This window comes from Faecalibacterium sp. i25-0019-C1, from assembly GCF_042854225.1.
In the GTDB taxonomy this organism is placed as follows: Bacteria; Bacillota; Clostridia; order Oscillospirales; family Ruminococcaceae; genus Faecalibacterium; species Faecalibacterium taiwanense.
In genome coordinates this window covers 987,285-1,013,010 of sequence record NZ_AP031428.1, presented here as the reverse complement: position 1 = coordinate 1,013,010, position 25,726 = coordinate 987,285, and the positions used below count along the sequence as shown (strand labels likewise).

Sequence of the window (25,726 nt, the reverse complement as noted above, 5' to 3'; positions counted from 1 at the left end):
TATAGTGTGAGAAATCACTTCTCGTAGACTTCAGGCTTGAGCACACCCACATAAGGCAGGTTGCGGTATTTTTCATCGTAGTCCAGACCGTAGCCCACCACGAACTCGTCCGGCACCTGGAAGCCCTCGTAGTCAGGCTGGATATCGGCCTTGCGGCGGCTGGGCTTGTCCAGAATGGTGCAGATCTTTACCGAGTTGGGGTTGCGCATCTTGAGCATGGGCACCAGATTCGAGAGGGTGACGCCGGTATCCAGAATATCCTCCACGATCAGCACATCCTTGCCGGACAGATCACCGTCCAGATCCTTGATGATCTTTACAAGGCCGCTGGTAACAGTGTTGCTGCCACCGTAGCTGGACACCACCATAAAATCGATGCTGCAGGGAATGCTCACCGCACGCATCAGGTCGGCCATAAACACCACCGAACCCTTGAGGATGGACACCAGAACAAGGTTCTTGCCCTCGTAATCCTTGCTGATCTGGGCACCCAGCTCAGCAACCTTTGCCTTTAACTCTTCTTCACTGACCAGAACAGTCTTGATATCATCATGCATACTCATGTTATTTCCTCCCTATGTTCCATTTCCATCTGCAGCACCTGCGCAGTGTCTGCATCCGGGGCAAGGCCCTCGGCAAAGCCCGCACCGCAGACCCACAGTACTTCGCTGCCCGCCGCCAGCAGCGGCAGCTGATCGCGCTGGCTGGCCGGGATGCCCGTTTCGTTCATCCACTTGCGCAGCCGGTTGTGTACACTTCGCCCCGCCGGGCGGTAGACATCTCCCGGCTGGCGGGTGCGCAGGACAAGACCAGCATACAACGTAGTTATTCTAGCATAATCCGCCTGATTTTTTAAGTCTTTTTTATGAACGACTTGTATTTTTTCTTCAAAATCAGCCGTAAAAAGCCCTGCAGTCACCTTCCAGCCGCCCGCAAGGCAGTATTCTGCCTGTTTTTCCGGCTGAAAGGGCTGGCTTTCCGGCCGTTTGTCTTCCTGCTGCCGGGGCCGTTCCGGCACAATCTCCTGCCAGAAGCATCCGTCTCCGGCACAAAAGCGCACCCGGTCAGTCAGCTGTACCGCACCGCTGCCGCGCCGCACAAGGCCGCACAGCAGCTGCACATATTTTTCCTCTGCGTCACGCACGGGAGCCGTCAGCGAGTGCATGGCTGCTTCCAAAATAAGCGCATCCGCAGCGGAAAGCGGGCCCAGCCGCCACACCGTGCAGGCTTCCGGGCTTTTGATGGCAGCCTGTGCCGCATCCAGACGTGCAGCGGAAAGCAGCTCTTCGGCCTTCCGGGCAAAATAGGCATCCGCGCGGGCTGCCTTCTCGCAGAAGCGGGCAAGGTTTTCCACCGCTGCGCCGTTGGTGCTCTGCAGTGCAGGCAGTGCCGCACGGCGCACCCGGTTGCGGGCATAGGCATCGGTCGCGTTCGTCTCATCTGTGACCCATGCCTGCCCGGCTGCACGGCAGAAGCTTTCGGTATCCTGCCGGGTAAGGGCCAGCAATGGCCGCAGGTAGCACCCGCGCTTTGGCCGGATGCCTGCCGCACCGTGCAGCCCCGTGCCCCGGGCCAGCCGCAGCAGCAGGGTCTCAGCCTGATCATTTGCAGTATGGGCCGTTGCAACGACATCTATCCCCTCCCCGCACAAACGCGCAAAGCAGGCATAGCGCAGGCGGCGCGCCCAGTCCTCCCCGGCATGTTCCGACGGCAGGCCCACTTCGTCGGCCATCTCTGCAGCATGGAACACCCGCAGCGGCATACCCAGCCGGGCGCATTCCGCCCGCACAAAGGCTTCGTCCCGGTCAGCGCTCTCACCGCGCAGGCCGTGGTTCACATGGCAGGCCGAAAGCACAAACCCGAATTCCGGCTGCAGGGCCAGCAGGATGCGCAGCAGTGCCATGCTGTCCGCCCCGCCGGACACTGCCGCGGCCAAGTGCAGCGGCTCGCCCGGGCAAAGCAGCTTTTCTCGCAGAACAAACATGCGCACATGCGCCAGAATTTTTTCATTGTTCATCAGCGTTTAAAGTCCACATCCATAAAGCGGGTGTGGGCACCATCCCAGCCCAGCGGCACCGTGCTGGTCTCGCCGTGACGGTTCTTCGCCACGATGCACTCTGCCGTATCGGCATCCACCTCAGCGCCGTCCGGGTTCTGGCTGGCATAGTAGGAATCGCGGTACAGGAACAGAACGCAGTCGGCATCCTGCTCGATAGAACCAGAATCGCGCAGGTCGGAAAGCTGGGGCCGGTGGCTGGAATTGTTGCCCTGCTTTTCCACCGCACGGGACAGCTGAGAAAGTGCGATGATGGGCACATTCATTTCCTTTGCCATGATCTTGAGGTTTCGGGTGATGGAGCTGATCTCCTGCACGCGGTTCTCGCTGCGCTGGCCGGTGGTCATCAGCTGCAGATAGTCGATGACGATGAGACCCACATTCGGGCGGGTGGGGTCCTGATTCACCCGGCGGATCTTCGCCTTCATCTCGGTGATGGTGATGCCGGAGGTATCGTCCATATAGATGGGTGCATCGTGCAGCTTTTCGGTGGCAAGGGCCAGATATTCCCAGTCCTCGGCGCGCAGGGCACCGGTGCGGAATGCCTGACTGTCGATGCCGGCCTCGGCAGAAAGGATGCGGTTCGTGAGTTGTTCCTTGGTCATTTCCAAGCTGAAAATGGCCACCGGCACCTTCTGCTGCATGGCCACGCGGGTGGCGATGTTCAGCGCAAAGCTGGTCTTGCCCATACCGGGGCGGGCCGCAAGGATGATGAGGTCGCCGCGGCCAAGGCCGGTGAGCACCGTATCCAGCAGGCGGAAGCCTGTGGGGATGCCCTTGTATTTGTCCGCATCCGGGCCGCTGATCTTCTGCAGGTTGGTCAGGGTCTCCACCATGCTGGAGGAAAGCGGTGTCAGTGCGCTGGAATCGCGGCCGGAGCGGATCTCATAAATGCGCTGCTCCGCGTTTTCCAGCAGCAGGTCGGCATCCGGCTCATCTCCGGCATCCTGCAGGATGTCCTTTGCAACGCCCATCAGCTGGCGCACCAGATACTTTTCCTGCACGATCTGGGCATAGGCCTTCACATTGGAGATGCTGGGCACCGTCTCGGCAAGGCCGGTCAGGTACACCTTTGCTTCGTCGGCACTGGGGAACACGCCGTCCGAGATAACAGCGTCCAGCAATGTCACAAAGTCGATGGTCTGGTCGGCGGTGAACAGGCGCAGCATTTCGGAGTAGATCTGCGCGTTCTGCCGGGTGTAGAACATCTCCGGCCGGATGATCTCCACCAAGTCGGTGAGCGTTTCCGGTTTGAGCAGCACCGCACCCAGCACGCTCTGCTCTGCCTGCATGTTGTAGGGCAGGTTGATGCCCACGCTTTCCAGATTCAGTTCATTGGAATAATGTCGTTCGTTCGGCATGGTAGTTTATCCTTTTGCATCATTTCGCTGAAAAGCCAAAAAGCGCCCCCTGCTGTGAGGGGGCGCAGATGGCAGAAAAATCAGGCCTGTTCCACTTCCACCATGATCTTGAAAGAAGCGACCACACCAACGTGCAGACGAACCTTGCCGTTGAACACACCGGCATCCTTGATATCCTTGGTCTCCAGCTCGATCTTCTTCTTATCGATGGGTGCGCCTGCCAGCTGAGCCAAAGCATCGGCAACTTCCTTGCCGGTGACTTTGCCGTGCAGACGGCCGGATGCACCGCCCTTGGCCTTGATGGTCACGGTCTTGCCCTCGATCTTTGCGGCCAGATCCTTGGCAGCAGCTACGGTCTCAGCCTCGTGGAAATCGGCAGCAGCTTCCTTGCTGCGGGCAACGTTCACAGCGCTGGCATCTGCCACAGCGGCCAGCTTGCGCGGGAACAGATAGTTGCGGGCGTAGCCGTCGGAGACCTCGTGGATCTCGTCCTTCTTGCCAATGCCCTTGATATCCTGCTTGAGAATCACTTTCATGATGTTATCCCTCACTTCTCACCGGAAAACCGGTGCAGTTGTTGTGTTTATAGTATAGCGCATTTGTCGCTTTTGGGCAAGAGGAAGCGCGCATTGCAGCATTATCCTCAAGTGAACTCCCCCAGTCCGCTTCGCAGACAGCCCCCTCTGAGATGGGGCCTTTGGCAAAAACGAAGGCTTGTCCTTTTCGCCAGAGGCTCCTTCTTTGAGACAGACTCCCCCGGCCGGGGGAGGTGGCACAAAGTGCCAGAAGGGGAACAGCTGGCATCACGCAAGTGATGACTGAAGGAGTTTTCTTATTTCAGTTCCTTTGCGGCCACGTCCAGAGCTACCTCAATGACCTTGTCCATGTCATAGTACTTATACTCGCCCAGACGGCCGCCAAAAATCACGTCCGGCTCCGCATCGGCCAGCTTCTTGTACTCGGCATACAGGGCACCGTTCTTCTCGTCATTGACGGGGTAGTACGGCTCGTCGCCCTTCTTCCACTCAGCGCTGTACTCGCGGCTGATGACCGTTTTGGGCTGGGTGCCGAACTCAAAGTGCTTGTGCTCGATGATGCGGGTGTAGGGAGTTTCCGCATCGGTATAGTTGACCACCGCGTTGCCCTGATAGTTGTCGGTGTCCAGCACCTCGGTCTCAAAGCGGACGCTGCGGTACTGCAGAGCACCCAGCCTGTAGCCAAAGTAGGCATCCACCGGGCCGGTGTAGACCACCTTCTCGGCCAGAGCGTTCAGATTTTCGCGGTCGGCCAGATAATCCACATTCAGCCGCACCTCGGTGCCGTCCAGCATCTTTTCCACCATGGCGGTGTAGCCGCCATTGGGAATACCCTGATACAGTGCGTTGAAATAGTTGTCGTCGTAGGTGAAGCGCACCGGCAGACGCTTGATGATGAAGGCCGGCAGTTCGGTGCAGGGGCGGCCCCACTGCTTGCCAGTGTAGCCCTTGATGAGCTTTTCGTAGATATCGGTGCCCACAAGGCTGATGGCCTGCTCTTCCAGATTCTGCGGGTCGGTGATGCCTGCTTCCTTCTTCTGCTCTTCGATCTTGGCCTTGGCTTCGGCAGGGGTAACAACGCCCCACATCTTATTAAAGGTGTTCATATTGAAGGGCAGGTTGTAAATCTCGCCGTGGTAGTTTGCCACCGGGCTGTTGGTGTAGCGGTTGAACTCTGCAAACTGGTTCACATACTGCCACACAGCCTTGTTGTTGGTGTGGAAGATATGTGCACCGTAGCGGTGGACGTTGATTCCCTCCACCGGCTCCGTGTAGATATTGCCTGCAATGTGGCTGCGCTTATCGATCACAAGGCACTTCTTGCCTGCCTTTTTTGCTTCCTGTGCAAAGACCGCGCCGTAAAGGCCGGCACCAACGATCAGGTAATCGTACTGTTTCATGGGTGTGATCCTCTCTGTTCCGTTTATTTTCCTTCTACATCGCCCTTTTTCTGCGATGCATAGTATTTGTCGATGGCACCTTCGATGCGGGCACGGGCTGCTTCCGGCGTGATATGCTTGAGCTGTGCTGCTGCCATGGTCTGGTGGCCGCCGCCGCCCAAAGATTCCATGATCACCTGCACGTTCACGGCACCCAGACTGCGGGCCGAGATGTTCACGCCTGTGCCCACCTGCACTGCCACAAAGCTGGCATCCACGCCCTGAATGGTCAGCAGATCGTTTGCCGCCTGTGCAATGGCCACGCGGGCTTCCGGTGCCACCTCGCCGCTGACGGAGATCGCGCAATTTTTGTACATGCGTGCTTTTTCCACCAGATCAGCCTTGGCATTGTACTCCACCATGGTCACATCGAACAGCTGGCGCACCCGCTCCGTCTCCGCGCCATAGCGGCGCAGCGCAGCGGCAGCTTCAAAGGTACGCACACCGGTGTGCAGGGTAAAATCGCGGGTATCCAGCATGATGCCGGACAAAAGGCCCTCGGCCTCCACACGGTTGGGCTTGTCGTCGCGCTCGCCCACGTACTGCAAAAGCTCCGTGACCAGCTCACTGGCCGAGGAAGAATACGGCTCATGGCAGACCAACGCCGGGTTCTCGATGTAGCCCACGCCCTTGCGGTGGTGGTCGATCACGGCTACCTTGCCGCATTTTTCCAGAATATCCTTGCTTTCCACAAGGCCCACCTGATATGTATCCACCACGATGCACAAGGTGCGCTTGGAGATGATGGGCAGTGCGTCCTTCGGGTCGATAAAGTCGTCCTTCTGGCCTGCACGGCACAATGCATCGATCAAGCTGCCCGCAAGGGTAGCGTCACGCCGCACCGCGATCACCGCCGGGATATCGCATATTTTGCAGATGCGCAGCACGCCCTCGGCGGAGCCGATGGCATCCAGATCGCTCATGCGGTGGCCCATGATGACCACATGATCTGCTTCCTTGATCAGTTTTACCAGCTGATCGGCCACGATGCGGCTGCGCACCTTGCTGCGCTTTTCCACGCCGTGGCTCACGCCGCCGTAGAACGTAAAGCCGTCCGGTGTCATTTCAGCGGCCTGATCGCCGCCGCGGCCCTGCGCCATATCCAGCGCCTGCACGGCCATATCCTGGGCTTCCCGCAGGGTCTTGGCCCCGCGGCCAATGCCGATGGACAGCGAAAGGTTCACGCTGGGATCCAGCGCACGGATCTTGTCCAGCACATCGTAGCCGCGGTTGGCGAACTGCTCCATCTGGCGCTCTTCCACCACAGCGATATAGCGGCCGCTGGCCACACGGCGCAAAAAGCCGCTGCCCCGGCCGATCATATCCTCCAGCGTGCGGTTGATGCCTTCCAGCAGGCGGGCACGCTCGCTGTCCAGCATGTCACCGAACACATCGTCGTAGCCGTCCACCAGAAACACCAGATAGCCCGGACGGCTGGCTTTGTATTCCGCCTCCACCTTGCGCAGGGCGGTTTCCTCGTTCAGCACCAGCAGGGTCATGCTCTCCGCATCGCCGGGCACCGTGGAGCTGTGTACGCTCCACATGCCGTCCGCGAGGGTCAGCAGCTGGCCCTCCTGCTTGCGGCACTGCTGCAGATCAAGGCCGGGCAGCACCTTCTGCACGCGGCTCACCAGCGCATCCTGCCCGTTCAACAGGCGGGTGCGGAACTGTGCATTGTACCACAGCACCGTCTCACCGGAAAGCAGCGCGGCCGGCTGAGAGAGCGGCTCCAGACTGAACTGCAGCTTGGAGCCTTCAAAGCTGCCGCCGCACATCCACCGGGCCACCCACTTGCGCAGCTGGCAGCGGAACAGCACCACCACAGCGCCCCACAGCACCACCAGTACCAGCAGCGCCGGCCATGCCGTGGGCCGCTGGATCAGCAGCACCAGCACCAGCAGGCCGCACAGCACGGCCAGACTGGCGGTGAGCATCTCCAATGTCCATCTTGGTTTTTGTTTCATCAAATCTCCTGCCTTCCGCCGCATTGTTTGCGGTAGCGTGCCCGGATCAGACCTCCATCAGGATGGGAAGGATCATCGGGCTGCGCTTGGTGCGCCGATAGATATAGCTGCTCAGTGCCTCGCGCACGCGGGTCTTGACGCTGTTCCAGTCGCGCACATGTTCATCCACGCAGCGGTCCAGCGCATTTTCCACGATGCTCTGTGCACCGTCCATCAGGCTCTCGTTCTCGCGCACATACACAAAGCCGCGGCTCACAAGGTCCGGGCCGGCCAGCACCTTGCCGGTCTTGCTGTCCACGGTGGCCACAATGATGACCAGACCGTCCTCGGACAGGTGCTTGCGGTCGCGCAGGACCACATTGCCCACGTCGCCCACGCCAAGGCCGTCCACCATCACTGCACCGGCGGTGACAGGCTCGCCCAGCTTTATCTCGTCCTGGCTGAGAATGACATTGGAGCCGTTCTCCGCGATCAGAATGTTGCTGGTAGGGATGCCAAGGCTGGCAGCGGTGAGGGCGTGCTTTTTGAGCTGCTTGTACTCGCCGTGCACCGGCAGGAAGTACTTGGGTCTGGTCAGGGTGAGCATGAGCTTCTGTTCTTCCTGACAGGCGTGGCCGGAAACATGCACATCGTACATGCTCTCGTAAATGACCTCTGCACCCAGCAGCAGCAGACCGTTGACGATCTTGGTCACGCTCTTCTCGTTGCCGGGAATGGGATTTGCCGAAATGATAATGAAGTCGCCGGGGCCCACGCGCACCTGACGGTGGCTGCAGGATGCCATACGGGAAAGGGCACTCAAGGGTTCGCCCTGGCTGCCGGTGGTAATGAGCACTACCTGCTCCGGAGGATACTGGTTCAGCTCATCCACGCTGATGAGGGTGCCCTCCGGGATGTGCATATAGCCCAGCTCCTGCGCCATAGCGGTGTTGTTCACCATACTGCGGCCGCTGAATGCCACCTTGCGGCCATCCTCCACAGCCAGATCGATGATCTGCTGCACGCGGTAGATGTTGGAAGCAAAGGTGGCAATGATGATCCGCTTGTTGCGGGCACGGGCGAACAGATTGCGCACGCCTGCAGCCACCTTCTGCTCGGTGGCGGTAAAGCCCGGACGCTCGGAGTTGGTGGAATCGCTCAGCAGGGCCAGCACGCCGCGCTGACCGTACTCGGCCAGCGTAGACAGGTCGGTGACGCCGCAGGCCAGCGGGGTATAATCGATCTTGAAGTCGCCGGTCTGGATGATGGTGCCAGCCGGGCTGTCGATGGCAAAGGCCACCGCATCCGGGATGGAGTGGTTCACATGGATGGGCTCAATGGTAAAGCAGCCCAGCTTGATCTTCTGTCTGGGGGTGATCTCCACGAACTTGGTCCTACCTGCCAGACCGAACTCCTCCAGCTTGTTGCGGATCAGGCCGCAGGTCAGGCGGGTGCCATAGATGGGCAGGTCAAGTTTCTGCAGCAGATACGGGATGCTGCCGATGTGGTCTTCGTGGCCGTGGGTGATGAGCAGGCCCTTGATCTTATCCTTGTTCTGCACCACAAAGGTGAAGTCCGGGATGACCATGTCCACGCCGTACATGTCGCTGTCCGGGAACACAAGGCCGCAGTCCACGATGATCATGTCGCCGTTGCACTCGTACACGGTCATGTTCTTGCCCACTTCGCCCAGACCGCCCAGCGGATAGATGTGGATGGGCACAGCGGCCTCTCTGGGCTGCTGCGGGCGGCGGGGCCGACGGTTATAATAAGGGCGGCGGGTGGTGCGGGGGCGCTTTTCGCCCGTCTGCGCGGCGGGTGCGCCGGTGCTCTGAGCAGCAGCTGTTGCCTTGCTGCGTGCGGAATTATTGGTATTTTCTTTCGACTGTGCCATTCTGACCTCCAAAATAATTACAGCGCAGGCCGTCCCCGCTTGTGGGAACAGCCGCGCTGTGCATGGGAAGCACCTTGAAAAATCGCATCGGCTTCCGTTGGATGCACCGTATAGAATTTATTTCTCAGCGTGTTTTTTGCAAACCGCTGCCTGTTCCGTAAGAGGTTTTGTGCCAGATAGGTCCATCTGCTCGATGCGACCGTGGCTTTTCTGTTGGAACGCCCGGGCACACGCCTGCGGTGCGCCCCTATACGCATTTTGTTAGGATAAGTATAGTATTTCCCGGCGTTTTTGTCAATTCCAAGGTTTGGCAGCTCCGGCACGGAATATACATTCGCACTTGACAGAAGCCGGAAAATAGCGCTAAATAGAAGCAACCCATTTTAGAAGGAGAACCGCATGAAGCAGGTCGAAGTGTACACCGACGGCGCATGCAGCGGCAATCCCGGCCCGGGCGGCTGGGGTGCCGTGCTGCGCTACCGTTTTAACGGCAAAGTTTACGAAAAAGAGCTGAGCGGCGGCGACGACAGCACCACCAACAACCGCATGGAGCTGACAGCCTTTATCGAAGCACTGCGCCAGCTCAAGGAGCCGTGCGAGGTACGGCTGTGCTCCGACAGCCAGTATGTCATCAACGGGCTTCAGAAGGGCTGGGCCAAAAACTGGCAGCGCCGGGGCTGGAAAAAAGCAGATGGCTCCCCCGCCCTGAACCCGGATCTCTGGGCACAGGCACTGGAGCAGGAAGCCCGGCACAAGATCACCTATGTCTGGGTCAAGGGCCACGCAGGCCACCCGGAGAACGAACGCTGCGACCAGCTGGCCGTGGCCCAAAGCAAAGCACATGGCGGGAGGCAGGGAACATGAGCGACACATTTTTGCCCGGCAGTGGGTTCGACACCTACGAGAGTCAGGATAAGGTTCTGGTGCAGATGGACGGCAGCAGAGAATGCGCCGTAGCTGTGCGCATTTTACAGCAGCAGGGCTTTGCCGTGGCGGGCGCTGCCGTGCGGCTGGCAGCAGAACAGACCGCCGATGCGGAAAGCGCTAAAAAGGCAGCAGAGGCCCTTGGCATCGAGTGCATCGTGCTGAACGCCGAAGCACTGGCCGGGCAGGACGCAGACGTTCTGGGCGAAGGCGGCACGCCGCTGTTTGCCGCCCTGCTGACGGCTGCAGACAAGCTTGGGATGCAATATGTGGCAACCGCTCACCGTGCCCGGGTGGAGACCGGTGCAGACGGCGTGCACACCGTCTGCCCGCCCGCAGGCACCGGCAGTGATGACAGCACGATTCTTGCAGCTTTGCCGCAGGAGACACTGGCACGGCTGATCTTGCCGCTTGGCGATTTTGCCCCGGAAGATGTGGCGGAGATGGCCGAGGATTTTAAAGTTTAACCGTACGTTTCAAATGGCCTCCGTTGCACTCTGGCCATATTCAGCGGAAACATTATTTTTATATTAGAATTCCGGAAATCTGCGGATTTTCCGGAATTCTTTTTTTCACAGGCAAGGCCGCTGCGGCACACGGCATCTGCTGTTTTTGCTTCCTGCGGAAACAGCCGCACGGCGGCAGAAATGCAGTCTGCGGTTCGGACCCCATTCCTATGAAAATGGAAATCGGGAACATCCGCAGATGTTCCCGATTTTCGCATTATCAATATAATTTCCGCTGAATATGGCGCAGCGCACGCGGAACCATTCCAAATCGTTTTGTCAGTTCTGGGGATGCACGATATCGCGCCAATCCAGATCGCCGCGCTCCAAGCCGTGGATCAGTACCTCGGCAGTAGCAATGTTGGTGGCCATGGGAATGTTGTGCACATCGCACAGGCGCAGCAGCGTCATTTCGTTGGGTTCGCTGGGCTTTGCGTTGATGGGATCACGGAAGAACAGCAACAGGTCGATCTCATTGCAGGCGATGCGGGATGCGATCTGCTGGTCGCCGCCCTGCACACCGGCCAGAAAGCGTTGCACCTGTAAGCCGGTAGCTTCTGCGATCAGTTTACCGGTGGTGCCGGTCGCTACCAGTTTATGCTGGCTCAGGATGCGGCAGTACGCCGTACAAAACTGAACCATCAGCTCCTTTTTGGAGTCATGCGCAATGAGTGCAATCGTCATCCGTTACCCTCTCCTCTTCCTAAACGATTGGAACGCTTTTGTAAAAAAGTCCTTCGCCTAAAATGATATCACAAAATCCAATCTTTTACAACTGTTTTTTATACAGAATATTCAATTTTGTTTTCTTTTCAGGGATGTTTCCATTCAAAACCCCGCTGCAGTGCCCTTTCCCGTGTCGGTTTTGTCTCCCGTTTTCAGTTCTCCGGCGCAATGGCATCGGGGTTCTGCTCGGTGTCTGCGGCGGGCTGCTGCTCGTCCTGCACGGCAGGCTGGGCTTCCCCTTCTGCTGCCGTTTCCGGCGCAGCGGTGTCTGCGGCGGGTGTCATCTGTGCAGGCTGGGCTGCGGCATTGCCGGTGGTCTGGCCTGCAGCGGCCTGCGCTGGGTCAGTGGTCTACGCCTGATCTTCCTGCTGGGCCTGCTCGGCTTCCTTTTCCGCTTCGGCCTGCTGGGCAAGGCTGCCATCCTTCAGGGCAAAATAGGCATTTGCAATATCCACCACCAGATCACCGGTACGGGCACCATAGCCTCCGTACTCAATGCTAATGCCAATGGCGATCTGCGGATCATCCGCCGGGAGGTAAGCCACCATCATGGCGTTCAGATAGTGCTTGCCGGGCGCATAGGTCTCGCTGCGCTGAGGTGTACCGGTCTTGCAGGCGATCGGCACCGGATAGCTGGAAATTTTGCCGCTGATGGTGCTGGGCACCTGCTTCATGCCCTGCCGCACCAGCTCAAAGGTGTTACCGGTGCCTTCGATCACATCCATGACCTCGGGCTTGGTCTCGCTGAGCACCTCGCCGGTGTTGGTGTCCAGAATGGCCTTGACGAAATGGGTGCGGTAACGGGTGCCGTTGTTGGCCAGCGTTGCCGCGTAGGTAGCCAGCTGGATGGGCGAGACCACCGTGTTGCCCTGACCGATGGCGGCCTGCACATCCAGCGATGCCGTATAGTTGGAGTCGCTCTTGGTGGTCAGACGGCCCACGGCCTCGCTCACCTCCACACCGGTGCGCTGGCCAAGACCCAGCTTGTAGGCATAGGCATCGTACACATCGCTGGTCAGACGGCGGCCAACATCATAGAAGAAGATGTTGCAGCTCCACTTGATGGCCGTTACCACATCGATGTTGCCGCTGTGGCCGTGGCGGGTACAGCGGGGGTGGTAATCCTTGAAGTAGTTGTACACGCCGTTGCAGTAAACGGTAGAATACTGGTTGATGAGGCCGCTGTCCAGTGCAGCCACCGCCACGGCGGGCTTGAAGGTAGAACCCGGCGTATACAGGCCCTGCAATGCGCGGTTGAACAGTGGCAGGCTCGGGTCGGAGCTGTACTCGCTGTAGTTAGCGGCATACAGGTTCTGGTCATAGCTGGGATAGTTGGAAGCAGCCAGCACACTGCCGTCCTTCACGTCCAGCACCACCACCGCACCGGCGGCAGCTTTCATGGTGCCGGTATTGTACACGCGGTTGATCATATCAATGTTGTCCGCCAGTGCCTTGTCCACGGCACGCTGGAAGTTGCTGTCAATGGTCAGCTGCACGGTATGGCCCGGCTCCGGCACAGTGGTGAGCTTTGTATCCACGATCACGCCGTCCGAATTGCGGGTGATGGTCTCCACGCCGTCCTTGCCGCGCAGCTCGTCCTCATAAACGGATTCCAGACCAGAAATGCCCAGAACATCGTTCATGTTATAGCCTTTTTCCCGCAGCGGATAGGTCACCTGACCGTTGGAATCGGTCACCTTCCACTTTTCCGCCGTGATCTTGCCCACACGGCCCAGCACCGCCGGGATGATATCGCTCTGGTCGTAGCTGCGGGCGCTGGTTTCCACGATTTCCACACCCGGCAGCTGCAGGCTGTGTTCCTTGATGGTGGCCACCGCGAGGGTGCTCACGTTCTCCGCCATGACAAAATTGTTCACATTGGAGAACGCCTGCCGGTCCATCTCGTAGTGGATACCGGCCAGCACACGCTGCCATTCCGGCGAAAAATCCTGCAGATCGTTCTTTTCCACCAGCATTTCCATTACATCGTTGGCGGTGGCGTACTGCTGCAGACCAAGCGTTTCCTTCATGTCTGCCAGCTGCTTCTGGTCGCTGGTGGACGTGTCATCGTCCGTAAAGGCGTAATTGCCTGCTGCGTCCGCCTGACCGATCAGCAGCGTATCATTCCAGCTCTCGCCATTCGCACGCAGCAGCTCCACGATCTGCTGCAGCATGGTATCCAGATCCCGGTCGCCCATCAGCAGTTTGTTAAGGACCACATTGTAGCTGGTGGTTGTGGTGGCAATGCGCCGCCCGGCGCTGTCCACGATATCGCCGCGGGCCGCCGTGACCGTAAAGTTATAGTCGGTGGTATTGGTGGCCTTGGCCTTGAAGTCGTCGCCGTTGACCAGCTGCAGAAAGATCAGCCGCATCACGTACAGGCCCATGATAACACATGCCACTGCAATGAGCAGGATCATCCGGCGCGCAACGGTTTTTCGTTCGTTTTGGTTCATCCGCGTTTCCTCCGGCAGTTCAGACTACGCCGTTGTCGATTTTGAATGCGCTGTAAATGTGCCGCACCAGACTGAACAGCATCAGTGACGGCACCAGCGTCATCATGGCCGAAGGCAGCACAAAGGTCAGCCAGCGGCTCAGCGCCCAGCTGTAGCCGGGCATGTAGTAGAAGAACAGCCAGTCCAGCGAGAGCACCACAAGGGCCGTGCCGGTGCTGATGAGCGCAAAGTTCCATGTGCTGCCCTGCAGATACACCTGAACCAGCACCGAAAGCGCAAAGCAGAGCAACAGCAGTTCCAGCGCCAGCATACCCACGGTGCGCCCGGCGGTGTAGTCCCACAAAAGGCCGCTCACGGCACCAAACAGCGCACCTGCAAACTCGCCTTCATACACGGCCACAGCCAGACACAGCGGCAGAATGAACAGCGGCTTTGCCTGCCCCAGCTGGAGCAGGCCGGGGGTCGTCTGCAGTGCCGCGCACACAAACAGTGCCACCGCGTAGCAGACCCATTTCAGGATCTGGCTGCGGCTGCGCATGCGGCGTGATTCCATACAAATGCGCCCCCTTAATAGTCGGTAATAACGAATACGTGCTTGACCGTGCGCGGGTCTGCACCCGGGCGCACCACTGCAATGGAAGATTTGCCGCTGACTTCCGGCTCCACCTTCTGCACAGTTCCCACCAGCAGATCCGGCGGGAACACTCCGCCAAGACCGGTGGTGATCACCTGATCTCCCATCTTCGTCTCAGTGGCGCGTTCCAGATTGGTCAGCACGCACAGGCCGTCACCGGCATAATCGGTGCTGCCATTGATAATGCCGTTTTCCCGCGTGCGGGATACCACGCCCGCAGCGCTGAAGCTGGGGTGCAGAATGGTCATCACCTTGCAGCTGGTGGTGTCGGCTTCCACCACCATGCCGATCAGATAGCCCTTATCGCTGATCACGGCATCGTTCACGGCTGCGCCGTTCACCGTGCCGCAGTCCAGCGTAAAGCCTCCGAACTCATCCAGCGGGTCGCGGCCGATCACAAAGGCAGAAATATAGCTTGCTTCGGTGTTGGAATCCTGAATGCGGGCCAGTGCCTTGTAGGCTTCGTTCTCCGCCTTGATGCGGTCATAGTCCACGATCTGCTGGCGCAGCTCAGCATTCTCCGCTTCCAGCTGTTCGTTCTGTTCCATGACCTCATCGATGCTGGTGTATTTTTCCCACACCGAGCCAATGCCGCCGCTCAGTGCCGATGTGACCTTCTGGAGCGGCATCAGCACCACGCCCAGCAGTTCCTGCGGGGCAGCAGTCAGCCGTCCGTTGGCACCGGCATAGGCCATGATTCCCACCAGAAACACCGCCACGGCTACCAGTATCTTAAATTTCCATGTGTCAAAAAAATCCTTCAAGGGAGTACCCTCCTGTTTCGGGTGGATGCCATGCCATAAGAAAAGCGCGGACAGCCCTGCCATCCGCGCAAGAGACATTGTTTGCAGCGGAAATCAGCGCAGACGCTGCGCAAAAGAGCCTTTTTCCGCAAGTGTGGGCCTTGCCCGTGTTACATGTGGCCGCCGTCGGTGTCCAGCACGTCATGCAGGACATCCACATGATCCAGCACCGCACCAGCACCCTTGGCCACGCAGTCCAGCGGGTCTTCCGCAATGTGTACGTCGATGCCGGTCTCGCTTTGGATCAGCTGATCCAGACCGCGCAGCAGTGCACCGCCGCCGGTCAGGGTGATGCCGCGGTCGATGATATCCGCACTCAGCTCCGGCGGGGTGCGCTCCAGCGTTTCCTTGATGGCGCTGGTGATCTTGACCAGGCATTCCAGCAGAGCTTCGCGCACATCCTCAGAGTGGACGACGATGTTCTTGGGCAGGCCGTCCACGAGGTTACGGCCCTTGATCTCCATGGTCATTTCGGGGTCCAGCGCATAGGCGGAGCCGATCTCGATCTTGATCTGCTCTGCAGTGCGCTCACCGATCAGCAGGTTGTACTTGCGCTTGATGAAGGCGATGATGGCCTGATCGAACATATCGCCTGCCATGCGCACGCTGCGGGAGGCCACGATGCCGCCCAGAGAGATCACAGCGATCTCAGCCGTGCCGCCGCCGATATCCACGATCATGCTGCCGGTAGGCTCGCTGATGGGCAGACCCGCACCGATGGCTGCTGCCATGGGTTCCTCAATGACGGACACCTGACGGGCACCGGCCTTCAGGGTAGCTTCGCGCACAGCGCGGCGCTCCACCTCGGTAACGCCGGACGGGATGCAGATGACCACGCGGGGGCGGGAGAACATGCTGTTGCCGCATGCCTTCTTGAGGAAATTTTCCAGCATGTTGGTGGTGATGTCAAAGTCAGCGATCACGCCATCCTTCAGCGGACGCACAGCCACGATGCTGCCGGGGGTACGGCCAATGACAGCCTTTGCCTCGGCACCCACACAGCGTACCTCGTCGGTCTTGGTATCCACAGCCACGACCGAAGGCTCCCGCATGATGATGCCCTTGCCCTTCATATATACCAGAGTATTTGCGGTACCCAGATCGATACCTACATCTTTAGAAAACAGGCCCATTGTAAAAATTCTCCTTATGCTTCCCATTTTATCTATAGCGCCAGAACATCCGGCAGCCCTTTTGTGCCGCCTTTGCGCAGAATAACACAGTTCTATTATAGCCGCAAGGCAATGATTTCTCAAGCGTTTGCGCAAGTTTTCTTCGTTTTTTCCAGTTTTATCACACAAAATGTGCCAGCAGCTGTACGGTGCGGCTCACCGGCAGACCCATGATGGTGTAGTAGTCGCCCTCAATACGGTCCAGCCAGAGGGCCGCCCGTCCCTGAATGGCATAGGCACCGGCTTTATCGTAGGGTTCGGCGGTGGAAGCGTAGAAGTCGATCTCCTCTTCACCCAGCGGGAAGAAGGTAACGCGGCAGCTGTCCACAAAGCTTTCAGTGCGCGCACCGTCCGAGATGCACACGCCGGTGTGCACCTCGTGGGTGGCACCGGAAAGGGCGCGCAGCATCCGCTTTGCATCCTCTTCGCTGTGGGGCTTGCCGAACACCTCACCGTTCACATCCACCACCGTATCACAGCCGATGACCACAGCGCCCGGGTGCTGGGCCGAAACAGCAAGGCACTTGCCTCGGGCCAGCTGTTCCACCAGATGGGCAGGCGTAGCGGCCTGCACCGCACTTTCGTCAAAGTCACTGACACAGACGGTGAAATTGGTGGTATATAAGGAGAGCAGCTCCCGCCTGCGCGGGCTGCCGGAAGCTAAGATCAGGTTCATGATTCCATCTCACTTTCCGGTAGAGCCAAAGCCGCCCTCGCCGCGCTGGGTATCGCCCAGCTCTTCGGCAGGCACAAAGGCAGCGGTGTACACCGGTGCGATGCACAGCTGGGCCACACGCTCACCGGGCTGAATGGTGTAGGCTTCCCTGCCCAGATTGACCATGGGCACCTTCAGCTCGCCGCGGTAATCGCTGTCCACCACACCCACACCGTTGGCCATGCACAGGCCGTGCTTGATGGAAAGGCCGCTGCGTGCGTACACCAGTGCCACGCTGTGGGAGCCGGGCAGCTCGATGGCAAGGCCGGTGGGCACCAGTGCCCGCTCCATGGGGGCAAGGGTGAGCGGCGCGTCCAGTACGGCGCACAGGTCGGCTGCAGCAGAGCCGGGGGTTGCGTAAGAGGGCACCTTGGCACGGGTGTCCAATACCTTATATTTTACTGTGATGGGTTCCATAGTATACCTCGTTTTGATTTTATAGCGACTCCTTCAGTCTCGCATACGCTCGACAGCTCCCTCAGGGAGGTAGCATTGCGTCAGCAATGACGGAAGGAGTTTCAGTTCGTACCTTTAAAATACAACCCACGGGTAAAATCACCTTCAAAGGGTGCATGGGTGCGGATCATCTCCAGAATTTTGGCCGCTTCCTCCCGGCTTTCCAGCGTGAAGTAAGCCACACCGTAGTCCACCGTCAAAGCGCCCGGCTTATCCCCCATATAAATAGGTACAGGGTTATAGATGGTGCGCACACCAAGGCCGCACCGCACTGGGAACTTCTTGGCCTTGCGGTCGGTCAGCACGCCGGTCTTGTCGCAGTGGGCGCAGTCGTGGATGTTCTGCAGCGGGCAGGCACGGGTGATCATCAGCGGCATATGGCCGTACACCAGCACGCCGGTGGGCACCGGCCTGCCGTTACGGGTGGGCGCAATGGTGCTGATGTCGCTGTCCTTCACCTCGGGCAGGATGAGCATGGAACTAAGGCCGTTGTCCGCGTAGAACTGCGCGGCCAGCTGGTTCGTGATGTTCAGGCCAAAGCTGCCGCTCATGGGCAGGCCCCGGCACAGGCGCAGGTGGGCGATATTGCTCACCTCATAGCCTGCAAAACCGGCGTCCTGCGTGGCCGCGATGCGGCGGGCGGTATCCTCTTCCAGCTTGCCAAACATGACCCGGGGCAGTTCCAAAAGGGTCTTTGCCCGCCATTCCCGGGGCACGTGGTCGGCCTGCGCAATGGGCAGGATGAGATACTCGATGCCGTCAAGCGCCCGCTCCGACACCTGTTCCCAGCTCTCAAACCGGGCACGCAGGGTACGGTGGGGCGGCAGAGTGCGCAGCGGCAGGGCAGGCACATGCTCCTCGGTGGTGGGCCACGGGCGCAGCACTTCCCGCTTTTTGAGCAGGGCATCCAGCGCTTCGCGGCGCAGCTCATTGACGGCACTGCCGGGCACGAACCACGGCCCGCCGTCCATTTCCACGGTAATATCCTGATCTTCCACCGCAAAAGGCGTGCCGCCGGTCTTGGCAAGGCTGCGGTGCAGGCTTGCGGTGGGATCAGTACGGGCAGGCTGCGGCTCTGCATCCCCATAGGCAAAGGCCTTGCTGCCGTCTGCATCGGTGACAGTGAGCTTTTCGCCCCCCTCTTCAATTTCCAGCTTCATCTTTACCGGCACGCGGCTGCGCTCACGGCGGTAAAGCTCCCGCAGCATGGGCAGGGTCTTTTTGGTCTGTTCTGCGTCTGCTTCGCTGCGCACGCCGAACATGGTGCCGTCGATCTTTCCATCCAGATAGCCGGAGGTGAAGCCGGAACGGCTGAAAGCATTCTTCAACAGGTCGCGGTCGTAGGCGCGGCCCTCGCGGCCTGCAAGACAGGCGCTGACTGCCGCCGCCACATACTCCGGCGTGCGCAGACGGCCCTCGATTTTTGCCGATGCCACGCCAAGCGCCTGCAGCTTGTCCAGCTTATCAATGACCGAATTATCCTTTAAGGACAGGTGGTGCAGGCGGCCCGGCTTGCCCTCCGGCAGGGCATTTGCCTCAAACGGCAGGCGGCACGGGCCGGCACAGGAACCGCGGTTGCCGCTGCGTCCGCCCAGAAAGGCCGACATGTAGCACTGGCCGCTGACGCACATGCACAGCGCGCCGTGCACGAAACACTCGGTCTCGATGCCACAGTGCTTTGTGATATGCTCCACCTCGGGCATGCTCAGCTCACGGGCCAGCACCACGCGGGTGAAGCCCAGCTCCTTGAGCTCCAGCGCACCCTGCAGGCTGTGCACGCTCATCTGGGTGGAGCCGTGGCGCGGCAGCTGCGGTGCAATTTTACCGATCAGCGTTGCCACTGCCAGATCCTGACAGATGACCGCATCGGCACCGCTGGCTGCAACGGCACGGATGGCCTGTTCCAGCGCGGGCAGCTCACCGCCATAGACGGTGGTGTTCAGCGCCACATGCACAGCCACGCCCCGCGCATGGCAGAAGGCGACCGCATCTTTCAGCGTATCCGCGTTAAAATTGTTGGCACTGGTGCGGGCATTGAAACCCGAAAAACCCAGATACACTGCGTCGGCACCGCTGAACACAGCGGCACGCAGCATTTCTTCGTTGCCCACCGGGGCAAGGATCTCGATCTTTGACATACTTCTCCTTTATCCTGTAAACGGCTTATTCCGCCTTGTTCGCTTCGCCCTCGGCAGCAGACTGCTGTGCCGCCTGCTGGGCGCGCTCCTCGCGCCGGGCTTCCTTATTGTGCATCTTTTCCAGCTGTTCGCGCAGGGCGGCAGCTTCCCGCCGCAGCACCTCATTCTCTGCTTTGACCTTATCTTCCGCCAGCTTTGCGCGGGTAGCATCCGCAATGTAATCCTGGATCTGGCTGCGCATATTCTCAGCACTGCCGGTGCTCTTGCGGTATTCGTCCAGATAATCCATGGCGCAGAACACCGCCGCCTTAGTCACCGAAAGATTCGCATTATCGTCCAAAAGCTTGGTAATGTCTTCATCCAGCTTTTTCGCCAGCGACAAAATATATTTTTCCGGGTCCGTCGTAGCAATGGCATACGGCGTACCTGCGATGTTCACCCGTACCTTGTTGACCATATCTGTTTCCCCTTTTTATCCTTTTCTGCCCGCAGCGGGCAGTGATATTCTGATTTTTGCCGGGAAACGGTACCGTTCCCGGTACCGTTTTGGTGTCTTGTCACCCGCCGGGCGAGTTACCCGGCACATTTCTCCCGGAGTTTGTCCCCGAAAATGTTTCGGAACACAGCTTTCTCTCCCTATTATAATATAAATAAGCATCAAGAAAAAGTGTATTTTTTGAAATTTTGGCATATTTATCAGAAAGTTCAATAAAAAAATGTCAGTTACGGAAAAAATCCCCTGATTCCTTGCATTTGTCATTCTGCCATATTATAATATCTTTGTTATGTTGGCGGCAGAGCAAGTGAGGGAAAGTGCCTATAGACGCCAATTATTTCAATTATTTTAGCAAAGCTGAAAACTTATGCGGATAGGAGTACCTTTATGACATCGAAAGAATTCGGTAAACTTCTTCAGGACAAGCTCACCAGCGAGTACGGCGTGGAGCTGAGTGTTGCTTCCAACCAGCAGATCTACCGCTCTCTGGCACTGATCTGCCGCCAGATGATGAGCGAAAACCACAAGAAGTTCCAGTCCAAGGCCATTGGCACCGGCACCAAGCAGGTGTATTATCTGTGCATGGAGTTCCTGATGGGCCGCAGCCTGAAGACCAGCCTGCTGAACCTGGGTCTGGACGAGGTGGCAAAAAAGGCCCTGTCCGACGCTGATATCAGCATTGACAGCATCTTTGAGGAAGAGCCGGATGCAGGTCTGGGCAACGGCGGTCTGGGCCGTCTGGCTGCCTGCTATCTGGACGGCATGGCCACCACCGGCATCTGCGGCACCGGCTACTCCATCCTGTACGAGTACGGCATCTTCAAGCAGAAGATCGTGGACGGCTGGCAGCAGGAGCGTGCCGACAACTGGCTGCCCGGCGGTCAGGTCTGGCTGAAGAGCCACCCCGATCAGGCTGTGGAAGTGCGCTTTGACGGCGAGATCCACGAGAACTGGGACAACGGCTTCCACTATATCCAGCACACCAACTACAACAGCGTCATGGCTGTTCCCTCTGATATGTATGTGCAGGGCTACGACGGCAAGGGCGTTGCAATGCTGCGCCTGTGGCAGGCAAAGGCCCCGGACTTTGATATGTCCAGCTTCTCTCTTGGCAACTACAACACTGCAATGAGCAAGAACGCCAATGCAGAGCTGATCTCCAAGGTGCTGTACCCCAACGATAACCATGTTGAGGGCAAGATCCTGCGCCTGCGCCAGCAGTACTTCCTGTCTGCCGCATCCATCGGCGATATCGTGCAGAACCACCTGTCCAGCTATGCGACCCTCGAGAATCTGCCCGACAAGGTGGCCATCCAGCTGAACGACACCCACCCCACCCTCGCCATCCCCGAGATGATGCGCATTCTGCTGGATGAGTGCGGCTTTGGCTGGGACAAGGCATTCGACATCTGCCAGAAGGTCTTCTCCTACACCAACCACACCGTCATGGCTGAGGCTCTGGAAAAGTGGAACGTGGACATCTTCAAGATGACCCTGCCCCGCATCTACCAGATCGTGGTGGAGATGGACCGCCGCGCCCGCGCAGAGCTGGAGAAGGTCTTCCCCGGCGACAAGGGCAAGATCGACTATATGGCACTGATCGGCGACAATCAGGTGCGCATGGCAAACATCTGCGCCTACACCGCCAACAGCATCAACGGCGTGTCCAAGCTGCACAGCCAGATCATCAAAGACAGCGTCTTCCACGATTACTACCTGTTCAAGCCGCAGGCCTTCAAGAACGTGACCAACGGCATCGCTTACCGCCGCTGGCTGCTGGCCTCTAACCCCGGCCTGTGCAAGCTGCTGGACGAGACCATCGGCGACGGCTACAAGCATGATGCTTCCGATCTGTCCAAGCTGAACAAGTTCGAGAACGACAAGACCGTTCTCAAGCAGCTGAACGCCATCAAGCTGGAAAACAAGAAGAACTTTGCCAACTATCTGGCAAAGAGCACCGGTCAGGTCATCGACCCGAACTCCATTTTTGACTGTCAGGTCAAGCGTATGCACGAGTATAAGCGCCAGCACCTGAACGCGCTGAACATTGCTGCCCAGTACCTGTACCTGAAGGAGAACCCCAACGCCGACTTCATCCCCAAGACCTATATCTTCGGTGCAAAGGCTGCTCCCGGTTACTACATGGCAAAGCAGATGATCCGCATGATCTGCAAGCTGGGCGACCTCATCAACAACGACCCCGCTGTGCGCGACAAGCTGCGCGTGGTCTATCTGGAAGAGTACTGCGTCTCTCTGAGCGAGCACCTGATGCCCGCCGCCGAGGTCTCTGAGCAGATCTCTCTGGCAGGCACCGAGGCTTCCGGTACCGGTAACATGAAGTTCATGCTGAACGGCGCTATCACTCTGGGCACTCTGGACGGCGCAAACGTGGAGATCGCAGACGCTGCCGGCAAGGAGAACGAGCTGATCTTCGGTATGCTGACCCCCGAGGTGAACAACCTCAAGCAGGTGGGCTACCATCCCAACGCTTTCATCATGGGCGACGATGTTGCCAACAACGCTCTGAACTTCCTGGAGCGCGGCTGGAATGGCGAGAACTTCCACGAAGTGACCGAGAACCTGCGCAGCAGCGACCCGTATATGGTCATGGCCGACTTCAAGGATTACCGCCGCGCACAGGCCGACCTGCAGAAGCTGTATGCCGACCGCGAGAAGTGGGCACACATGAGCCTGAAGAACATTGCCAACAGCGGCATCTTCAGCGCCGACCGCTCTGTGCTGGATTACGCACACGACATCTGGTACGCTTCCCCGGTGCCCATGGGCAAGTAATTTTCCCTTAAAAAATCATCTGCCCCGGCGGCGTTTGGCCCGCCGGGGCTTTTTTGAGAAAGGACGACCCTGCTTTGTCTTGTCTGTTCAATAGCTACGACCCCTATTTCAAGCAGCCCTTTGGCGCACTGCGGGCCGGTCAGACCGTACGTTTGACCCTGTGCATCCCGGAAGAGCTGGGCTATGTCGATCCTCATCTGGTGCTCCAGAAGGAGGGAAAATATGACGTGCCGGTGCACTACCGCATGAAGTTCGACGGCCAGACCCCCCAGCAGAACCACTTTTCCGTGGAGCTGCCGCTGAACGACCCGGGCCTGTACTTCTACTACTTCGACCTCTACACCGACTTCCGCCGCATCTACCGCGGGCCGGACAACTGCGGCGTTGTCAGCTGGCAGGAAGGCGAAAAGTGGCAGATCACCGTCTACGATGCCGGTTTCCAGACCCCGGAGTGCATCAAGGGCAAGGTGTTCTATCAGATCTTCCCGGACCGGTTCTGCGAGGGCATTGAGAACAAGCCCATGCCTTTCCCGGACCGGCTGTATCAGGCCGACAAACATGCCGAACCCTTCTGGCAGCCCAACGAGACCGGCGGCCACCTGAACGAGGACTATTTCGGCGGCGACTTGGAAGGCATCCGCATCAAACTGCCCTATCTGCGGGAGATGGGGGTGGACTACCTTTACCTCAACCCCATCTTTGAGGCGCATTCCAACCACCGCTACAACACCGCCGACTATCTCAACGTAGACCCACTGCTGGGCACCAACGAGGAGTTCGAGGTGCTCTGCCGCGAGGCCGCCAAGTACGGCATTGGCATCGTGCTGGACGGTGTGTTCAGCCACACCGGTTCCGACAGCCGCTATTTCAACCGCGAAGGCCGCTATGGGGATGGCGGCGCTTACCGCGACCCCAACTCCCCCTACCGCAGCTGGTACGATTTTGACCCCAAGTATAAGGGCGGCTACCGCAGCTGGTGGGGTTTCGAGACCCTGCCCGAGGTGAACGAAGAGAACCCCTCCTATGTGGAGTTCATCACCGGCGAGGGCGGTGTCATTGACACATGGCTGCGGCGCGGTGCCGCAGGCTTCCGTCTGGATGTAGCCGACGAGCTGCCGGACGACTTTATTGAAAAGATCCGCGCCGCTGTCAAGCGGGTCAGCCCGGAGAAGTTCCTGCTGGGCGAGGTGTGGGAGGATGCCACCACCAAATACGGCTTTGGCCAGCGCCGCACCTATCTGCTGGGCAAGGGGCTGGACAGCGTGATGAATTACCCCTTCAAGAACGCTGTGCTGGACTTTGTAAAGGGTAAGCCCGCCGAGCAGGCCATGGGCGAAATTCTGTCCATCTGTGAGCACTACCCCGCCCCTGCCATGGACACTGCGCTGAACTTTCTCTCCACCCACGACACCGAACGCGCCCTCACCGTGATCGCGGACGAGCCCGCCAACGGCCGTGGCCGCGAGTGGCAGAGCGGCCGCTGTGTGGCCGGCGAAGCCTACGAGGAAGGGATGCTGCGCCTGCGCATGGCCTATGCCATCATCTACACACTGCCCGGCGTGCCCTGCCTGTATTACGGCGACGAGATCGGGATGCAGGGCTACCGCGACCCCTTCAACCGTGCCTTCTTCTGCTGGGACAGCCACGAAAAGCGCCTGAAGCCGGTGCTGGCACAGCTGGCGCAGCTGCGCCACACCTGCGAGGCCTTCCGCACCGGTGAGCTGCGGGTGCTCCGGGCGCAGGACGGCATCCTGCACTACCAGCGCGTAGGCGAAGCGGAAACCGCCGAGATCATCGTGAACCGCTCGGAGCACATCATCGTGGAGCCGCTGGCTTCCGGCAAGCACACGGAGGTGAACCCCATGGGCTTTACCATCGTGGTGGAGGAGAACGGGCATAACCCGAACCACAGCTATTACGATATCAAGTAAAAACGATTTGAATGCCCGCCGCGTTCGCTCTGGGCACATTCAGAGGAAATTTTATCTTTTATTTTTGCAACAACGGGCAGCCTGCGGGCCGCCCGTTGTTGCATTTTCACACAAAGGGCCGTATCTGCAAACTACATCTTGCACTGCTTTTCATTTATTTTGTTCTTTATTTCGTTTTCTGCGCAACGTTCCAGTAAAAAACGCTTGACCTTCCACCCGGGGGATACTCTATAATAGGGGCATAAGGAGGGAGAACCATGAACCCTGTTCCATTTCTCTGGCTGGCTGCCGTGGTGGGCTTTTTGCTGTTGGAGGCTTCCACCTTCAGCATGACCTCCGTCTGGTTCGCCGTCGGCGCAGCTGCCGCCCTGCTCACCTGCCTGTTCACGGATTCGTTCCGGGCGCAGGCCCTTGTGTTCATCGTGGTAAGCATTCTGTGCCTGCTGGCGTTCCGGCCGCTGGCTGCAAAGCTGCGCCAGAAAATCACCCCCACCAATGGCGACCGAAACCTTGGCCGGGAGGCCACCGTGCTGACCACCGTCACCGCCGACCTGCCGGGCCGTGTGCGACTGGACGGCGTGGACTGGAATGCCCGCTGCGCCACTCCCGGCGACATTCTCACCCCCGGGCAGCGCTGCCGTGTGACCGAACTGCACAGCACCCTGCTCATCGTGGAGCCCGTATTGACCGAAAGCCGCAGAGCGTGATCTGCGTTCTGCGCTGAAACGTTGCACCCATCTGAAAAAG

At 58.9% G+C, this 25,726-nt stretch carries 22 protein-coding genes; 5 read left to right on the top strand and 17 right to left on the bottom strand.

All coding sequences use genetic code 11. The features are described from left to right. Nucleotides 1-14 precede the first annotated feature (14 nt). The 7 genes from hpt to ACGHUK_RS05005 all read right to left on the bottom strand — a co-directional run bounded on the left by hpt (nt 15) and on the right by ACGHUK_RS05005 (nt 9,229). Nucleotides 15-563, bottom strand: a complete 549-nt coding sequence (gene hpt, locus ACGHUK_RS05035; RefSeq protein ID WP_005940003.1) for a hypoxanthine phosphoribosyltransferase — start codon at nt 561-563, stop codon at nt 15-17. Continuing rightward, nucleotides 560-2,017: a tRNA lysidine(34) synthetase TilS gene (gene tilS, locus ACGHUK_RS05030; protein ID WP_390575326.1), complete on the bottom strand. Its 1,458-nt coding sequence runs from the start codon at nt 2,015-2,017 to the stop codon at nt 560-562. Before tilS ends, hpt begins: the two co-directional genes overlap by 4 nt. Beyond that, a complete protein-coding gene (dnaB, locus tag ACGHUK_RS05025; RefSeq protein ID WP_005939997.1) occupies nt 2,017-3,417 on the bottom strand; it encodes a replicative DNA helicase in 1,401 nt (466 codons plus the stop codon). Before dnaB ends, tilS begins: the two co-directional genes overlap by 1 nt. An 80-nt stretch (nt 3,418-3,497) precedes the next feature. After that, on the bottom strand, nt 3,498-3,953 hold the full coding sequence (rplI, locus tag ACGHUK_RS05020; RefSeq protein ID WP_005939994.1) for a 50S ribosomal protein L9: 456 nt from the start codon (nt 3,951-3,953) through the stop codon (nt 3,498-3,500). A gap of 296 nt (nt 3,954-4,249) precedes the next feature. Next, nucleotides 4,250-5,353 (bottom strand): UDP-galactopyranose mutase, encoded by a 1,104-nt coding sequence (glf, locus tag ACGHUK_RS05015; RefSeq protein ID WP_249235767.1) that lies wholly within the window; start codon nt 5,351-5,353, stop codon nt 4,250-4,252. Nucleotides 5,354-5,376: 23 nt separating this feature from the next. Next, nucleotides 5,377-7,356 carry a DHH family phosphoesterase gene (locus ACGHUK_RS05010; protein WP_390575323.1) on the bottom strand — a complete coding sequence of 660 codons (1,980 nt, stop codon included), beginning with the start codon at nt 7,354-7,356 and terminating at the stop codon, nt 5,377-5,379. Between the two features lie 46 nt (nt 7,357-7,402). Next, nucleotides 7,403-9,229, bottom strand: a complete 1,827-nt coding sequence (locus ACGHUK_RS05005) for a ribonuclease J (RefSeq protein ID WP_390575321.1) — start codon at nt 9,227-9,229, stop codon at nt 7,403-7,405. Between the two features lie 399 nt (nt 9,230-9,628). Between ACGHUK_RS05005 and rnhA the strand changes: the two genes are divergently transcribed. Together rnhA and ACGHUK_RS04995 are read left to right on the top strand one after the other, a co-directional pair. Further along, a complete protein-coding gene (rnhA, locus tag ACGHUK_RS05000; RefSeq protein WP_005939979.1) occupies nt 9,629-10,093 on the top strand; it encodes a ribonuclease HI in 465 nt (154 codons plus the stop codon). Beyond that, complete coding sequence (locus ACGHUK_RS04995; RefSeq protein ID WP_097781947.1) at nt 10,090-10,620, top strand: hypothetical protein; 531 nt, start codon at nt 10,090-10,092, stop codon at nt 10,618-10,620. Before rnhA ends, ACGHUK_RS04995 begins: the two co-directional genes overlap by 4 nt. Before the next feature lie 318 nt (nt 10,621-10,938). Here the strand turns inward: ACGHUK_RS04995 and mgsA are convergent, their stop codons facing one another. The 10 genes from mgsA to ACGHUK_RS04945 form a co-directional block, all read right to left on the bottom strand. Further along, nucleotides 10,939-11,343, bottom strand: a complete 405-nt coding sequence (gene mgsA / locus ACGHUK_RS04990; protein ID WP_005939970.1) for a methylglyoxal synthase — start codon at nt 11,341-11,343, stop codon at nt 10,939-10,941. Nucleotides 11,344-11,537: 194 nt separating this feature from the next. After that, complete coding sequence (locus ACGHUK_RS04985) at nt 11,538-11,669, bottom strand: hypothetical protein (RefSeq protein WP_390575318.1); 132 nt, start codon at nt 11,667-11,669, stop codon at nt 11,538-11,540. Nucleotides 11,670-11,735: 66 nt separating this feature from the next. Next, complete coding sequence (locus ACGHUK_RS04980) at nt 11,736-13,841, bottom strand: peptidoglycan D,D-transpeptidase FtsI family protein (RefSeq protein ID WP_390575316.1); 2,106 nt, start codon at nt 13,839-13,841, stop codon at nt 11,736-11,738. A 19-nt stretch (nt 13,842-13,860) separates the two neighbouring features. Continuing rightward, nucleotides 13,861-14,394, bottom strand: coding sequence for a rod shape-determining protein MreD (mreD, locus tag ACGHUK_RS04975; protein WP_044953428.1), 534 nt, complete (start codon nt 14,392-14,394; stop codon nt 13,861-13,863). 14 nt (nt 14,395-14,408) lie between these two features. Further along, nucleotides 14,409-15,239, bottom strand: a complete 831-nt coding sequence (mreC, locus tag ACGHUK_RS04970; protein WP_101956484.1) for a rod shape-determining protein MreC — start codon at nt 15,237-15,239, stop codon at nt 14,409-14,411. A 149-nt stretch (nt 15,240-15,388) separates the two neighbouring features. Beyond that, nucleotides 15,389-16,411, bottom strand: coding sequence for a rod shape-determining protein (locus ACGHUK_RS04965; protein WP_005939954.1), 1,023 nt, complete (start codon nt 16,409-16,411; stop codon nt 15,389-15,391). A 160-nt stretch (nt 16,412-16,571) separates the two neighbouring features. Beyond that, nucleotides 16,572-17,126 carry a nucleoside triphosphate pyrophosphatase gene (locus tag ACGHUK_RS04960; protein WP_005939951.1) on the bottom strand — a complete coding sequence of 185 codons (555 nt, stop codon included), beginning with the start codon at nt 17,124-17,126 and terminating at the stop codon, nt 16,572-16,574. Nucleotides 17,127-17,135: 9 nt separating this feature from the next. After that, nucleotides 17,136-17,582 (bottom strand): dUTP diphosphatase, encoded by a 447-nt coding sequence (dut, locus tag ACGHUK_RS04955; protein ID WP_223387867.1) that lies wholly within the window; start codon nt 17,580-17,582, stop codon nt 17,136-17,138. A gap of 101 nt (nt 17,583-17,683) precedes the next feature. Continuing rightward, nucleotides 17,684-19,759, bottom strand: a complete 2,076-nt coding sequence (locus ACGHUK_RS04950) for a DUF3656 domain-containing protein (protein ID WP_390575313.1) — start codon at nt 19,757-19,759, stop codon at nt 17,684-17,686. 25 nt (nt 19,760-19,784) lie between these two features. Then, nucleotides 19,785-20,216: a cell division protein ZapA gene (locus tag ACGHUK_RS04945; RefSeq protein WP_390575310.1), complete on the bottom strand. Its 432-nt coding sequence runs from the start codon at nt 20,214-20,216 to the stop codon at nt 19,785-19,787. A gap of 426 nt (nt 20,217-20,642) precedes the next feature. Between ACGHUK_RS04945 and ACGHUK_RS04940 the strand changes: the two genes are divergently transcribed. The 3 genes from ACGHUK_RS04940 (at nt 20,643) to ACGHUK_RS04930 (ending at nt 25,686) form a co-directional block, all read left to right on the top strand. Beyond that, nucleotides 20,643-23,048 carry a glycogen/starch/alpha-glucan phosphorylase gene (locus ACGHUK_RS04940; protein WP_390575308.1) on the top strand — a complete coding sequence of 802 codons (2,406 nt, stop codon included), beginning with the start codon at nt 20,643-20,645 and terminating at the stop codon, nt 23,046-23,048. Between the two features lie 74 nt (nt 23,049-23,122). Next, nucleotides 23,123-24,979: a glycoside hydrolase family 13 protein gene (locus ACGHUK_RS04935; RefSeq protein WP_049935203.1), complete on the top strand. Its 1,857-nt coding sequence runs from the start codon at nt 23,123-23,125 to the stop codon at nt 24,977-24,979. 257 nt (nt 24,980-25,236) lie between these two features. Continuing rightward, entirely contained in the window at nt 25,237-25,686 is a 450-nt protein-coding gene (locus ACGHUK_RS04930; RefSeq protein WP_120079455.1) for an NfeD family protein, read from the top strand. The last annotated feature ends 40 nt before the right edge of the window (nt 25,687-25,726 follow it).